General features: G+C 39.8%; 19 protein-coding genes. 10 read left to right on the top strand and 9 right to left on the bottom strand.

Going from position 1 to position 14,518, the window contains the following annotated elements; all coding sequences use genetic code 11:
* Positions 1–38: 38 nt before the first annotated feature.
* Together CEG13_RS16100 and CEG13_RS16095 are read right to left on the bottom strand one after the other, a co-directional pair.
* Positions 39–1,040 carry a sensor histidine kinase gene (locus tag CEG13_RS16100; RefSeq protein WP_100012917.1) on the bottom strand — a complete coding sequence of 334 codons (1,002 nt, stop codon included), beginning with the start codon at positions 1,038–1,040 and terminating at the stop codon, positions 39–41.
* A complete protein-coding gene (locus CEG13_RS16095) occupies positions 1,037–1,744 on the bottom strand; it encodes a response regulator transcription factor (RefSeq protein ID WP_100012916.1) in 708 nt (235 codons plus the stop codon). Before CEG13_RS16095 ends, CEG13_RS16100 begins: the two co-directional genes overlap by 4 nt.
* Positions 1,745–1,860: 116 nt before the next feature.
* Here CEG13_RS16095 and CEG13_RS16090 point away from each other — a divergent pair, with 116 nt between their 5' ends.
* Together CEG13_RS16090 and CEG13_RS16085 are read left to right on the top strand one after the other, a co-directional pair.
* Positions 1,861–2,565: an aspartate/glutamate racemase family protein gene (locus CEG13_RS16090; protein WP_100012915.1), complete on the top strand. Its 705-nt coding sequence runs from the start codon at positions 1,861–1,863 to the stop codon at positions 2,563–2,565.
* Positions 2,566–2,760: 195 nt separating this feature from the next.
* On the top strand, positions 2,761–3,003 hold the full coding sequence (locus CEG13_RS16085) for a hypothetical protein (RefSeq protein WP_100012914.1): 243 nt from the start codon (positions 2,761–2,763) through the stop codon (positions 3,001–3,003).
* Here CEG13_RS16085 and CEG13_RS16080 read toward each other — a convergent pair.
* Positions 2,989–3,777 carry an HAD family hydrolase gene (locus CEG13_RS16080; protein ID WP_100012913.1) on the bottom strand — a complete coding sequence of 263 codons (789 nt, stop codon included), beginning with the start codon at positions 3,775–3,777 and terminating at the stop codon, positions 2,989–2,991. The genes CEG13_RS16085 and CEG13_RS16080 overlap by 15 nt on opposite strands.
* A 228-nt stretch (positions 3,778–4,005) precedes the next feature.
* Between CEG13_RS16080 and CEG13_RS16075 the strand changes: the two genes are divergently transcribed.
* Positions 4,006–4,869, top strand: a complete 864-nt coding sequence (locus tag CEG13_RS16075) for an AraC family transcriptional regulator (protein ID WP_100012912.1) — start codon at positions 4,006–4,008, stop codon at positions 4,867–4,869.
* Between the two features lie 155 nt (positions 4,870–5,024).
* Here CEG13_RS16075 and CEG13_RS16070 read toward each other — a convergent pair whose 3' ends face one another.
* Together CEG13_RS16070 and CEG13_RS16065 are read right to left on the bottom strand one after the other, a co-directional pair.
* Complete coding sequence (locus tag CEG13_RS16070) at positions 5,025–5,981, bottom strand: LLM class flavin-dependent oxidoreductase (protein WP_100012971.1); 957 nt, start codon at positions 5,979–5,981, stop codon at positions 5,025–5,027.
* A gap of 28 nt (positions 5,982–6,009) precedes the next feature.
* Entirely contained in the window at positions 6,010–6,594 is a 585-nt protein-coding gene (locus tag CEG13_RS16065; RefSeq protein WP_100012911.1) for a DUF1836 domain-containing protein, read from the bottom strand.
* A gap of 137 nt (positions 6,595–6,731) precedes the next feature.
* On the opposite strand from CEG13_RS16065, the gene trhA reads away from it, so the two are divergent.
* Complete coding sequence (gene trhA, locus CEG13_RS16060; protein WP_100012910.1) at positions 6,732–7,379, top strand: PAQR family membrane homeostasis protein TrhA; 648 nt, start codon at positions 6,732–6,734, stop codon at positions 7,377–7,379.
* Between the two features lie 234 nt (positions 7,380–7,613).
* On the opposite strand, the gene CEG13_RS16050 is transcribed toward trhA, so the two are convergent.
* Positions 7,614–8,009, bottom strand: coding sequence for an HI0074 family nucleotidyltransferase substrate-binding subunit (locus tag CEG13_RS16050; RefSeq protein ID WP_100012908.1), 396 nt, complete (start codon positions 8,007–8,009; stop codon positions 7,614–7,616).
* A gap of 197 nt (positions 8,010–8,206) precedes the next feature.
* Positions 8,207–8,404: a hypothetical protein gene (locus CEG13_RS16045; protein WP_143469687.1), complete on the bottom strand. Its 198-nt coding sequence runs from the start codon at positions 8,402–8,404 to the stop codon at positions 8,207–8,209.
* A gap of 141 nt (positions 8,405–8,545) precedes the next feature.
* Here CEG13_RS16045 and CEG13_RS16040 point away from each other — a divergent pair, with 141 nt between their 5' ends.
* Entirely contained in the window at positions 8,546–9,547 is a 1,002-nt protein-coding gene (locus CEG13_RS16040) for a DUF3231 family protein (RefSeq protein ID WP_100012906.1), read from the top strand.
* 182 nt (positions 9,548–9,729) lie between these two features.
* On the opposite strand, the gene CEG13_RS16035 is transcribed toward CEG13_RS16040, so the two are convergent.
* Positions 9,730–9,915 carry a hypothetical protein gene (locus tag CEG13_RS16035; protein WP_100012905.1) on the bottom strand — a complete coding sequence of 62 codons (186 nt, stop codon included), beginning with the start codon at positions 9,913–9,915 and terminating at the stop codon, positions 9,730–9,732.
* A gap of 574 nt (positions 9,916–10,489) precedes the next feature.
* Positions 10,490–10,627, bottom strand: coding sequence for a hypothetical protein (locus tag CEG13_RS18835; RefSeq protein WP_158234716.1), 138 nt, complete (start codon positions 10,625–10,627; stop codon positions 10,490–10,492).
* 347 nt (positions 10,628–10,974) lie between these two features.
* Here CEG13_RS18835 and CEG13_RS16030 point away from each other — a divergent pair, with 347 nt between their 5' ends.
* The 5 genes from CEG13_RS16030 to CEG13_RS16010 all read left to right on the top strand — a co-directional run bounded on the left by CEG13_RS16030 (position 10,975) and on the right by CEG13_RS16010 (position 14,490).
* Complete coding sequence (locus CEG13_RS16030; protein ID WP_100012904.1) at positions 10,975–11,352, top strand: CBO0543 family protein; 378 nt, start codon at positions 10,975–10,977, stop codon at positions 11,350–11,352.
* Positions 11,353–11,372: 20 nt separating this feature from the next.
* A complete protein-coding gene (locus tag CEG13_RS16025; RefSeq protein WP_100012903.1) occupies positions 11,373–12,161 on the top strand; it encodes a hypothetical protein in 789 nt (262 codons plus the stop codon).
* 2 nt (positions 12,162–12,163) lie between these two features.
* Positions 12,164–12,622 (top strand): hypothetical protein, encoded by a 459-nt coding sequence (locus tag CEG13_RS16020; protein ID WP_100012902.1) that lies wholly within the window; start codon positions 12,164–12,166, stop codon positions 12,620–12,622.
* 230 nt (positions 12,623–12,852) lie between these two features.
* Positions 12,853–13,347, top strand: coding sequence for a CBO0543 family protein (locus CEG13_RS16015; RefSeq protein WP_100012901.1), 495 nt, complete (start codon positions 12,853–12,855; stop codon positions 13,345–13,347).
* 141 nt (positions 13,348–13,488) lie between these two features.
* A complete protein-coding gene (locus CEG13_RS16010; protein ID WP_100012900.1) occupies positions 13,489–14,490 on the top strand; it encodes a DUF3231 family protein in 1,002 nt (333 codons plus the stop codon).
* Positions 14,491–14,518 lie beyond the last annotated feature (28 nt).

Genomic DNA, 14,518 nt, shown 5'->3' with positions numbered 1-14,518 from the left:
CTACTCCTTACAAAATATCGATTGTCCTTTCATTTACCTTACATTTGTGTAATGTTTTGCGTCGGCGAAAAAACGATGCGGAATGTTGTTTCCTGACCGACGATGCTTTCCATCTCAATCTCATGTCCCAGATAGTCAGCCACTTCTTTAACGAGATATAGTCCCATACCAGTTGATTCCCTGTACTTGCGGCCATTCTCCCCGGTATAAAATGCATGGAAAATACGGTTCCTGTCTTCTTCCGGGATCCCGACGCCAAAATCCGTCACTTCAAAAATGGCGGACTCACTGCGTTCGTACAGGGAAATAGTTATTTGTCTACTGATCCCTGCTGAATATTTCACCGCATTTTGAATCAGTTGGGTCATCATGAACAAGAGCCACTTCTCATCAGATTCCACTGTGATCCCGGAACGTTCTTTTTCCAGCTGAGGGTATACTTCATTACGGATAAATAAACGCTTGTTTTCCCGGTTTACGTCCCGAACCAGGTCCTCCAACACGACCGGTTTGATCCGGAAATCCTGCTCAATCGTACGGAGGCGAGCCATGTACAACACCGTACTCAGCCCCGTTTTTATCTGATCAGTTTCTTCACGGATGCTCGATGAATCCGGCTCATCCAGATCCTGTGCTGTCAGATCGATGACGGAAAGGGGTGTTTTCATTTGATGAACCCAGCGATCAATGAACGTCATATGCTCTTCTTTTCTTGCCTCTATTTCACCAATCCGCTGCTCATACAGCCGATACTGCGACTTCAGCAAGTGATCAAGCGCTTCGGCAATTGCCGCCTGATCCGTCTGCTGTAATGATTCGTCCAATGATTTCATTGGCTGCTCCAGCCGTTTGTAAAATGCCTTTCGCGTGAGATAATGATAGACGAGATAGCAGGAAAAGAGAAAGAGCCCCAGAAAAATCGCGTAGAACATCGTTTGGACATTCCGATAACCGTCCAGCCAGAGGATAAGGAAAAATAGCCCGAATTGAATACCTTGCAGGGCGATCAACATCTGATGCTCTTTGATAAATAGTTTCATGATTCCTCCGCCCCATTCCAGGTCACATGCAGACGGTATCCAGCTCCCCGGACGGTCTCCACCGCACCTGTGATTCCAAGCTCCTGAAATTTTTTCCGAACCCGGGTGATATTCACATTGAGTGTGTTTTCATCCACATACACCTGATCATCCCACAACTTTTCCAGCAAATCTTCCCTGCCGGCTACCCGGGGATGGCGATTCATCAGGGTTTCGATAATATCCGCCTCTTTTTTGGTGAGCGAAACCACATCATCATGAAATCGGAGCTCCAGACGTTCCGGCAAGAGCTTCAACCCCTCTTTCTGCAAAATCCGTTCATTCCCTTGAGCAGCATACTCTCCGTATGCCCGACGCAACTGACTGCGTATTTTTGCCATCACCACATCTGGATGAAATGGCTTGGTGATAAAATCATCCCCGCCGTTTTCCAGTGCCATCACCTGGTCCATCTCCCCCGTCCTGGCCGAAATAAATATGACCGGACAAATCGATTCAAGACGAATTTGCCTGCACCAGTAGAACCCGTCAAAACGCGGCAGGTTAATGTCTAAGAGCACAAGATCCGGCTGAAATTTCCGGAATACGTCCATCAGTTTTTCAAAATCATCCGCCTTTAACACATCGTAGCCGTATTTTTCTATGTACGTGTTCAGATAATCGGCTATTTTTAAGTCATCTTCTACGATCATGATTTTTTCCATGGTGGACCCTCGTTTCACAGTATGTTCTGAGGTAATTATAACATTTATACAGATAAGTCTACTTATGGTAACATAAAAGTAGTCGTTTAAATATTCATTAAAAAGGACGGGATACAATGAAAAAAGCAGGCATTATTGGAGGTTTGGGACCAGAATCAACCGTAGAATACTATCAATCATTCATTAAGAAATATCAGGAAAAGGTGAACAGCAAACAGAAACTCCCTGAATTGTTTATTAATAGCATCAATATGTACAACATTTTTCAATTCATTTCCGATGACGATTTGCAAGGATTAATCGATTATGTAGGGACTGCAGCGCAAAAATTGGAAACCATTGGGGCGGACTTCATTGTTATTTCTGCAAATACCCCACACATTGTTTTCGAGGAGGTTCGTGAAAAAGTCAGTACCCCGATGATCAGCATTGTTGAAGCAACATATGATAAAGCGGATGAACGGAATCTAAAAAGGGTAGGTCTTCTGGGAACAAAATTTACGATGGAACATGACTTTTTCAAAAAACCGTTCCAATCAAGCAATAAGGAAATTGTTGTACCGGATGAGGATGATCAGAAATATATTCATCAAAAGATTGTCGATGAACTGGAAAATGGTATCGTTAATCCGGACACAAAAAAGGATTTTCAGAAAATCAGTCAAAAAATGATCGAGAAAGAAAATCTGGATGGGCTGATTTTGGGATGTACGGAACTTCCAATGATTCTAAAAGATGGAGATTTGGATGTTGAATTGCTGAATACCACGGACATTCATGTGGATAAAATGATTGAGGAGACTTTTAAGGAACTTAGCTAACAATAGATAACTTAAATATCCGATCGTGGTAACTGCTCACCTCGGTAACAACAAAATTCATATCCTGTAACTTGGATATGGATTTTGTTATGGAGGAATGAGAAATCTTGAATTTCTGTATCCATGAAGTTTACAAAGTGATTAAATCGGGGAAGTATTTGTAACATAACTGTAAAGTTCGTGGAGGGAAAAATAATGGGAAGCAAAGCAAGTGTGATGAAATGGATTAGAGAAACCTTTGACGATCTAAGGGAAGTCATCATAGAGGATTATGGCCATTTACCATACGGGAAAAAGGTTACGGATTATACCGATGATTATGTGATCGTTTACTATGATGATGGTAAAGGTAGGGTAAATTATATATTTAAAGAAAAGGACAAAATTGTAACGCAAATGAACAACAAAAAGTTCAGTCACACCTCAGATAGCATATGAATGAACCAGATATTTTTCAATAAATTCGGCCAGACCATCCTGTTCATGATGACCGGTAGTAACATCTGCGGCCGCTTTTACTTCTTCACCAGCATTCGCCATGGCCGCGCTAAACCCAGCATGCTGCAGCATTTGGATATCATTTGGACCGTCGCCGATGGCTGCTGTTTCTTCCGGATTAATGCCAAACGCTTGAATAAGTGTTTGAATGGCAGCCCATTTGGAAACACCAGGGGCAACTATCTCAAACCCGTCTTGCCAGTCAATGACATCCGCAGCATCACGGAACAAATGGGACATTTGCGAGCCATGACAGCCGGTTTTGACATGGTATTTCAGCACGTTCCGGTAATCTGCATGACGCAAATCGCCTATATATCTTGGCGGAACCTTACCTTCCCTAGTCCACTCATCCACCTCTTTGTACTTCTTGTCGCAATAAAGACCGTCGGCTGTGTGTACAATGACATTGCACGAGTTTTCATTCATGACTTGATGAAAATGCGTCTCATCCAACACAACCGGAGTCATCTGAACAACCCTACCCGTGAACCCATCATAAATAGAAGCACCATTCAGGCAGATCATCGGCGCCTTCAAGCCAAGCAGATGATGGTAAGGTGCTGTAATCTCATATTGACGCCCTGTCGCCAGAAAAACTTTCACACCCTGATTGATCAATCGGTTGATCGCTTCCACATTGCGCTGTGAAACCTCATTTGATGATGTCAATAACGTACCATCCATATCAATAAACAACGCTCGTATACTCATGTTTTTCCTCCCTCCTATTGTATATCAAGTCTATCACCTGGATGTAAAGTGCGGATTAACTGTGTGTGATGATTTTATGAAGAATAAAGATAGGCGTGTGATATTGTATAACCGCTGGGGCCGAAACAGTTTAAATAAGATTTAACAAATCGATATTTTTTATGTTAAAAATGTCGAGTATTTTTAAAGTTGTTTTGCTATTATGTAGACATGAAAAGGAGGGATATATTGCTAAAAGAATTAAACTTGGTGATTGACTATATTGAAGATCATTTAACGGATGAACTATCTCTTGAAAAAATTTCCGAGTATGCCGGGGTTTCCGACTATCACTTTAGAAAGATATTTTTTTATCTCTCAGGGCTGACGTTAAGTGAATATATAAGAAACAGAAAATTGTCGGAAGCAAATAAGGATTTATTGAATGGGGTGACAGTAACGGATGTTGCCTTTAAATATGGCTATCAGTCAGTAGATGGATTTACAAGAGCATTTAAAAATTGGAGTGGGTTTTTACCCTCAGATGTTATGAAAAAAGGAATAAGCAAATCGTATCCCAAGCTTTCATTTGTAATAACTGTTAAAGGAGGAACAAGTATGGAATTTAGAATTGAAGACAAACCAGCATTTAATTTAGTCGGTGTAAGTAAACGTGTTCCTATGCAATTTGAAGGTGTTAATAACGAAATTGTAAAGCTTGCGGAAAGCATAACGGATAAACAAAAGGAAGAAATGCATTCACTTCAAAATATGGTGCCTTATGAAATTGTTAATGCTTCTTATGATGCTGACGCTAATTTCTTAAAAGAAGAAGGAAATTTAACTCATTTGATAGGTATATTAACGAGTAAAAATCAAGTAAGTGATCTATTAAAAAAAGTGCCAGTCGAAGCCTATACTTGGGCAATATTTCCAAATGAAGGGCCATTTCCATCTACGTTGCAGGATACAATGGCAAAAACATATTCAGAATGGCTTCCTTCTTCTGATTATGAAGTAATCAATGCTCCTGCTTTTTCTTTTACGAAAATGGATAATCATAAAAAGGATTACGCTTATAGTGAAGTTTGGATGCCTGTTCGGAAGAAATAAGGAACAGAAATCATTGTATTCGGTGCAATCAGTGACGAAGAATAGCTTAAGTTCACGGACATAAAGACACCGAACCGATAACTTATGAAGAGCAACGCAATAAGTCTGCGTTGCTCCTTTTGAATTGTTTTCCCGGGGATGTTGCTCCTCCCTTATTACCTTGCAGTTAAATCAAATGCACGTGCAACCCATTCATAGGATTCTCTTCGGGTCTGGTAATCCGGAGTGATCGTAACAATCATCAATTCATCGGTTTGATAGGCTTTGCTTAGTTCCAGTAATTGCTCTCTGACTTCTGACGGGTTTCCGATAATGGTCTTCTCACGCATTTCATTCAGCTTTTCTTCTTCCTCATCGGAAAGTGTTTCGGTCTGCGTGCCATCCGCTTCCTGTCGTATACGCTGAAGCATGCTCCGAAAAGCAAGATCTTCCGCTTCCTCCGTAGTTTCCGCACAAATCACGGAGACCGCAACCAGCGTAGCACCTTTACCAGTTTCCCGGTATTTCTCCAAAATAGCCGGGCCGTCCTGATCGGTCATAAAGTGGGCAAATGCATAGGACATGCCTTTTTCCGCGGCAAGTATCGCACTCTTTTCACTAGTGCCTAGCAGCCATGGAACAGGCGGGTGGTCCGGAACCGGGGAGGCTTTGATTTTTGCATAAGTGTGTTCGTCCGGAAAATCCTGCTGCAAAAATCTTAGTAGCTCATCCAGTTTCTCGGGCATATTTTTGACTTGTTCGAGAAAATTACCTGACAGTGCGATCGAGGCCTCTGCCGACCCGCCCGGCGCCCGGCCAATTCCCAGATCAATGCGCCCCGGATAAAGCGTGGCAAGCAGGTTATAGCGCTCGGCAACCTGGTATGGTCGGTAATGAGGCAAAAGCACAGCTCCCGAGCCTATCCGGATGTTTTCCGTTTGCGCTCCAATCAGTCCAAGCAGGATATCCGGTGCAGGGCTGGCCAGGCCGGTGAGATCATGATGTTCGGCAACCCAGTACCTGTCGTAACCCATACGATCCGCGGCTTTGGCAAGTTCCACCGTCGCCTCCAAAGCTTCTTTTGCTGTTTTTCCGGGAGTTACCGGAGACTGATCCAGAATGCTGAGTTTCAGCCTGCCTTTTCGCGTGCTGTTTCCCATATTACTCCTTCTCCTCCCGTTCTGCAGCGATATCATCCACAATTTTCTCTGCCGCCCGCCGGTAAAAATTACTCATATTCGCGAGCATGGTAACAGATAATAATTGTTGCAGATACTTGGAATCCGGATCGTCCAATTTGGCAACTTGTTCACTCACTTCTTCCTGCCGCTCCTTAATATTTTCGGTAACCATTTGCACGCTGGTTTCCGCCAGTTCCAGATACGTCTGATACAGTCTTTGCAGATCAAATGCTTCATCTGTCATTTTCGTATTCAGCTGATTCAGTGTGGTCTTAACATCATTGATGGACAGCGCGCCTTTCATCTGATAAATCATGCTGATGAAAATCAAATGATCTTTGGTGTATTTTTTGTTTTGGACGGGGAAGAAAAGTTTGCCTTTTGCATAATTATTAATCATTGTTTTGGTCAGCACTTTTTCCTCGTCATTCCGCTTGGTGTCGGCAAACGTCTTCTCAAACAACTGAATGACCTGATCCATATAAAGATCAAGGTCGGGAATGTCTTCCAAGGATAGTTGGCTGTCCAGGTGCAGCCCGTCCAGCAGCTGATTGGTATTCTCCATTATGAAACTCCTTGTACGATTTTCTTCCATTATACGGTATTTTGCTTCATTAGCAAAACTTGACTATATCTTGAGATACTAATATGATGATTATATAGTTTTATAAACTACATACACGAAAAAAAGGTGTTGATAATTTGGGAATCTATATTCGGGAACCTGTAAACGGTTTGACGCATTTGGTTGGAGCTATCTTGGCCTTTGCAGGGCTGCTGGCAATGGTGATTAAAGCCTCAATCACCACGGAATCTGCGCTTGTAATTATGTCAGTGATTATTTTCGGTATTAGCATGATCCTTTTGTATTCAGCCTCTGCGACCTATCATATGGTTGTCGCCAAAGACCGGGTGATCGCCTTTCTGCGCAGAATCGACCACGCGATGATTTATGTGCTGATCGCAGGAACCTATACTCCTATTTTGCTGATCGGTTTAAATGGCGTCTCCGGCTGGGTGCTTTTTGGTGTGGTCTGGACCCTCGCCTTGGCAGGAGTGACGTTCAAAATGGTTTGGTTCCATTCCCCCAGGGTCTTGTCAACAGCTTTGTATGTTGGACTCGGCTGGATTGCGGTCTTCTTTATCTCCTCACTCGCTCCAGTGCTGGGAACAGGAGGAATTGTTCTGTTATTGCTTGGCGGCTTATTCTATACGGTTGGAGCGGTGATTTACTGGTTAAAGCCTTCATTTTTGGCAACCAAGCATTTCGGTTTCCACGAGATTTTTCATATCTTCATCATGATCGGAAGCCTGTTTCACTTTTTCTGTGTTTATAGTTATGTGCTTTAGGATTTTTTAGTGGGCTTGCCGCGGGGCAGGCTTTTTTTGTGGGTGAAGAGTGGAATGTATGTTAGAACCGGTCTCTCGGACAATTCCAGTCTGATTGAGCGGTCAAATGTCCTTGAGAACCAGTCTCTACGACATTTCTTCCCTGATTGACCACCGAACTGTCTTTGAGAACTGTTCTCTACGAAAAAACCGTTAACAAATAAGCTAATATGTTTTATTTTATTAAAATCCGTTTCAACACACCCTACCACTAATCCTCCTCATCCACTCGCGCATAAGCTGATAGTACTGCGGTATTTTATAAAAAATCTCTTCAGCAAGCTGTTCTTCGTAGGCATAAACCGTAAGATTACGATCATCTGTCATTTGAAGTCCCAGAGCCGTTTCATCTTCAGAGAGTATTCCCAGCTCCCGAGAAGAACGCAAGACTCCTTTTGGTGAAACGACATCTAATCCTTCAACTCTATACAAATATTCTTTGGCAGTCTTCCAGGCGGCTTGGAAACTAACTTTAAAACGCTGAATTCCGGCATCTCTTTCCACCATAGAGGGAATAGAAATCTCTATAACCTCTTGTAATCTGTCTAATGCTTGTTCTGTTCCCTGAAGTCGTTCCTGCAGTCTCTTCAAACTATCTCCCCCTTTTCCACTTACATATATCGGATCTCCTGAAAGATGGAAACGTATATGTTTCCTTTCCTTAAGAAAAGTTAAGCTCAACCTAAACATACACAGGGTTGAGCTAATAAATATCGCTTTGAAAAAAGTTTGAGAATATTAATATCATATATACGGTAGGAAGAAAGAATCCATTTAACCAATCTATATTAACAACAAAACCAATAATCTTCAGCTTCTTTAAAAAAATAAATCACTTGATTTGTTCTTTCATCGTAAAAGAAAACCATAAAATCCCCCGTATGATCAACAATCTTTCTTCCATATGGGAAAATTGGGTAGGGTTGATTAATAATTTCTTCCTTTTCAAACATACTTTCGATACAGTGTGCGACTTGGGACGACATATACAGCCACTCCATTTTAATATTTCCTTAGCTTTTATTCCCGATTAATACTGTGTAAAACATTTCTGTATCCTTTGCTTATTGTTAACATGCCAAAATAAATTATTATAAATTGGGGACCATAAAGATTGAGGTGATTGTATGGATAAGGAGAATTTAAAACTTACCTCTGCAGAGATCGGCACATTGTGGGGGGAGTATGTAAATGGGACTGCAGTTGATATTGTAAACAAGTATATGATATCCATTGTAGAAGATGAAAAGATAAAAGCTCTTTTTGATGACGCTATACAGACATTTAATAAACAAAAGAAACAGATATCAACATTCCTTAAAAACGAGGGATTCCCCGTTCCCATTGGGTTTACTGAATCAGACCTTAATCGAGGAGCAAAAAGGCTGTTTTCCGACATATTCTGTTTGCATTATTTGCACGTTATAACCCAGCACGGATTATTAGGGCATACAACATCCCTTACTGCTTCTGTGAGGAACGACTTAAGAGATTTTTATGATTCGTGTGATAATGACGGAAAGAGAATGTACCATCAAACAATTGAATTATTACTGGAAAAAGGGCATTTTCAAAGAACCCCTTACTTTTATCCCGATAACCATCCTGAATTTATCTCTGGACAACAATTTGTACAAATTGTTGGAGGGCATCGTCCTTTAGCTGCCACGGAAATTATTGCTCTTTCGTTTAATATCAAAAAGAAAATAACGGAAAAATCCCTTTCCATTGGATTTAGTCAAGTGACACAATCAAAAGAGGTTAGAAAGTTTTTGAAATCTGCACAAGAAACATCAGATAATCAAATTCAATCATTAGCTAAATTATTGAAAAAGGATAATTTACCTGTTCCTATGTCTTGGGAATCTGAAGTCACCACATCACAGGATTCTCCTTTTTCAGATAAGTTAATGCTATATCACATCGGTTTCTTATTGCAATCTGCACAAAGTTACCACGGAACAGGACTTGCAGCCGCTATGCGAGCAGATCTTGCAACAACTTATGAAAAAGTCATATTAAAAAACATCATGGTTACAAAAGAATGGTTCAATTTAATGACCAAAAAGAAATGGCTTGAACAACCGCCACTTGCCCCAGACAGAAAAGAAATTTCAAAAGATAAATAACTATTGAGCACCCTCTTATGTATAGAATAGGGGGTGTTTTATATTCAATATCGAGCAAGGGGAACAATCCCCTCCTTCCCCTTTCAGTAACGAGGCAGCATACTAGGTAAAAGCATAAAACGAAAGCGAACCCTCTTGCAGGTCTGCACGCAAGAGGGTTCAAATTATATTATAGAATGTTTTTAGGCGTTCGGCGTCTTGTCGGTCTTGGCAACTTCCCAATACACTTTATCGATAGTAATGGAATTTAACTCATTTTTCATTAAGTTAGCATCTTCAAGTGTATTAAATACTTTGGCAATGTCCGTACTTGAAGAATGAAGCTCTTCGAGGGAATTTGTTCCTTTAGAGATTAGTTTATACGGCATGGAATAACTCCCTTCCCACTTATAGTAGATTTATTTATAATAAATCATTTAGTGTTAATTCAATTATACACATCTATTTATAATAATTCAATAATCAAGAAGATTCCCAGATGAATTACAAATCTAACCGACCGATCTCGCGCTCTTTAGACAAGCATATCCAAAGAAGTAAAATTTCGCAGCTATTTTATAAACATTGTTACTTTGTTTTAAACATCGTATCTTTTATATAAACATCGCGACTTTATTTCAAATCAACAGGTATACTATTTGTCTACTATCATTTCTGCAGGTATTGGAAACGATGCCACTGCTGCGGCTGCCAATCAACGGAGCGATTTAATGGTCACTTATGAACGATTACCGTTAGAAGTTATCCGACTTGAGCAGAGATCATGATTGAATACAATTAGCTGAAACAACCCCCGGTTACAAAAGATCAAAAAAAGCTCGCAAGGAATAAAGAAAAAAGCTGAATGTTATCAGCTTTTTTCTTATGATCTCTTTTAATAGAAACCTTAACCAGTAATCCTGAAATGATACTAATCTACTTTCGGCACTGCTCGTGGGTTGTTCATTGATCTGCTATTTCTTTTGTCACTAACCATTTAAGAAAATTTTTCTCTTTACCTGTAAGTGATCGTTTCAAACCCTCCTCAAATTCCATTGATAAAGCGTTATACCGTGACTGATAGTTTATTTTTTGTGTCATATGTCCCCCTTTTTAATTTTGTAATTACTGGCTATTTAAGCATAGTATAGCGTTTCGATAAAAATCCATATTTTACCATAAATTAGTGACTGTATGCAGAAAAACATCCCATCCACACTCAATACCAGCCATACATAGACCTAATAATCCTGTAAATACTATCAAGGCAATGAAATTTCGTGAAGAAAACCCCTTGCTCCCGCATCATGCAATGATTTTAAAATTAATAGCAGGAAAGTCGGATAACCCACAAAGCCAGAGGATGTGTAATCACCGTGTTTTTCATCATCGCTTCAATCTTCCTGTTTTACATAATCATATACTTCATGCCAAAAAGGATAACCTTGATGGAAATGTATGCAACAGCATGGTTTGCCTTAACGTTTGTGATGACTGTGGATATGTACCTCTCCTACAGATTCGGGTTATATGATTATTTGATCCCGGGGATAATCGATTGGGGCACATTAATTATTATTTTCGGTGTGTTTCCAGCTTACAATATTATCTTCCTGAACTTCTTCCCAAAAACAAGGCCCCGTCAGATTCTGTATATTATGGGGCACGCGGTCATCATCACTACTTATGAATGGATATGTATTCAAACAGGGGCTTTTCATCATAGCGTTCATTGGAAATTAGGCTATTCCGCCTTACTTTATCCATCTATCCTGCTGCTTCTTTATTGGAATTTGAAGATACTGAGGATATTAAAAATGCGCTAACACTAACATGGAGGTGAAACATGCAAAACTACAACAACAATACAGCAAGACGCGGCATCACCCATGTAAGTGCGCTTGGTACGACACAGATCCATTTAAGAAACCCCTATATTACTGCCTGGTGGAGTGCAGCATTTCCAGGGTTTGGCCACCTGCTTTTATCAAAATACATTCGCGGATTTATACTGATTATCTGGGAAGTTTTTGTTAATGTGCAAGCGAACATTAATCTGGGAATTATTTATACCTTTCAGGGTGATTTTTATGCCGCGACGAACACATTAAATACCGAATGGATTCTATTATATACGCCGATGTATTTTTTTACCATTTGGGATTGTTATCGTACAACAGTCGAAATGAATAAACTTTACGTTGTTGCAGAGCCTGAAGAGCAGCAGATTAGCACAGTCTCTATCGGTTCATTTGAAATTAACTTTTTGAGTAAAAGAAACCCTGTCATGGCCGTGGTGGTTTCTATATTTATGCCAGGCCTGGGACAGCTTTACATCAATCGAATTATTTCCGCTTTCTTTCTTTTGACTTGGGGTATTATATTTTTTTATTATTCTCATCTGCTGGAAGCATTGGTTTACTTTTTTACCGGTGACATTCACCAGGCTACTTCCGTTTTAAGCGCACAGTGGTTCTTATTTTTACCTTCTTTATTAGGATTTGCTATGTATGATGCTTATTCAAGTACCGTGGAAAATAATAAGTTATTTGAAAAAGAACAGCGAAGATACTTCAAAGATCATTACCAAAACAGTCATTTTCATGTTTTAAAAGGAAAAAAGGTGGAGCGATAACAATGCAGTTATTCTCAACGTTTGAACATCATTTAACGTTAGAAATGGCCATAGTCACACTGGAAAAAAGGGGCATTCCCAAAGAGCATATTTATGCCGTTCCACTGGATAACCGGAAGCAGGAGCCGGGATTGTTTGACACCCTCCACCACTCAGATGGAACCTCGCTCATTGATATCGGATTGGTCCTGGCAACAGCTTTTTCGGTGATTGGGGCGAGTATTGGCTTTGAATTGAATTGGGGACCGATTGTTTGGGGGTTAATTGCTGCTGTGATTGGGTTACTTCTCGGATTTGGCATTAGACTATTTATCGAGAAAGTCGTAAAAAAACGCAAAAGATCATTAAAGGGAAAACATGCAGAAGTAATTCTTATCATTGACTGTAAAGAGGAGCAGGCGGAATTAGTGGAAAATATTCTCTGGGAGCATTTAGCGCTGGGGATAGCGAAAGTGAAATGAGTTTCCTTGATGGTTCGACATGAGCCGGATTCAGCCGTTGGTGATCAAATAATCCATATGATCAAAAAAAGAGTCCATTAGAAGGATAGGAAAGGGCTGATAGTGAAAGAATAAATCCTGATTTTTCATTTAAGGAAATTGAGCTTCTTGTATAAACGTCCATTAAAAAGCATTGATGAATAATTCTTTTTCCATGAGAAATCCTATGGTGAGAAAGGACGGGCCTTCGTATGAAAGGGGATAAAGTTAGTAAGTTTATTTTGCGTGGTTCGCTGATCTTTACATTAATCTGTTTACCCATTTTTTTACTAAGGAAAAAACCATCAATAAAAGATTGGTTACTGGCTTATCTATTTAACGGCATTACCAATGGCTTTATCGATAATGTTCTTGCTTCACATAAATTACTTCAATATCCTGTTCGTTACTTACCAAAAACATTTAAGTCAAATGTGCTATTTGACTTTCTTGTATATCCTACATTTACGGTTTTTTTCAATCAATTAACGGATAAAGATAAACCAAAGACGATCCTTTTAAAATTGCTTGCCTTCACAGTCCCAACGACTTTATTTGAATATTTAATAGAAAAGAACACAAATTTACTCAAATGGAATAAGAAATGGAAATGGTACCATACTTTAATTAGTATGACCTTAAAGTCTTTAGTAACAAGAGGTGTAGTAGGGTGTGTAAGAAAAATAAGTGATAAACAGAACAAGTAAGCATTCAATATCTCATGAGCATTTTCATTTTTAGATAATCATTTTTTGTACCGCAATACGAAAGAAGTGAATAAAACCCATTAAAGTTCACAAACTGTATATTGTAAAATGAATCAGCTAACTATGGGAGGAATTGTTATAATGCCTGAAAAACCCGGGATCACTTCATCAGAACTTGGTACATTATGGCTTACATACCAGCAGAAAACAATGATACTGCGGATGCTGGAATATTTTATAGAGCAGGCAGATGACGAAAAAGCAAAAAATATTATGGTTTCGTTATACGATGAAATCGATCCTTATGTGGAGAAAATAACAGTCCTATTCCAAAACGAAGGGGCTGTCATACCAGTCGGATTTACAGCTCAGGATGTCAACAAAGGTGTCCCTAAGTTATATGATCATGGTTTCGATATCATGTTTGTTCGTTTAATCAAGGAAATTAGTATAGGTATGCATGCATTAAATACAACAATGGCATCCCGTGAAGATATTGTGGTGATTTATAAAGATCTGACCGCCATTACCCAAAAGTATTACAATGAATGTACCCAATATTTGATTGAAAAGGGAATGCTCGCCCGCCCGCCTTATGTTTCCATGCCAAAGACCGTTGAATTTGTTAAGGATATCAAATATCTAAAAGGATTAAATCCATTTAATCAAAAACGGACAATCAACACGGTAGAGGTAGCTAATGTATTCCATGCTATCGATACGAATATTACCGGCATGCAAATGATTACCGGTTTTGCTCAATGTGCTCAGGAACAAGAGGCCAAAAAATATTTTAAAAAAGGAGCTGAACTTTCCAAGAGCTTTATTAAAGAGTTGAGCGAGCTCCTTCTTCAAGATGGTATTCAAGTACCAAGTCCATCCGGCGGTATTGCAACAAGGTCAAAAGTGGCTCCGTTTTCCGACAAACTGATGATGTATTGTGTCAACCTTTTTTGCAGCTTTGCCATAGGGGGGAACTCATTCGGAACCTCTTTTAGTTTACGGACGGACATAGCTGCCAAAGTAGCCGTTATGGTCAAAGATACCTTCCAATATGCCCAGGAAGGAGCAAAACTCATGATTAATAAAGGATGGATGGAAGAGCAGCCTCAGATGGAAGAACGAAATGAACTAAACAAATAAAAGCCCTTGCAGAGGAAATAATGCCATG

The sequence above is a fragment of the Lentibacillus sediminis genome, assembly GCF_002763455.1.
Lineage (GTDB): Bacteria > Bacillota > Bacilli > Bacillales > Amphibacillaceae > Lentibacillus_D > Lentibacillus_D sediminis_A.
This window is presented reverse-complemented; position numbering and strand designations above follow the sequence as displayed.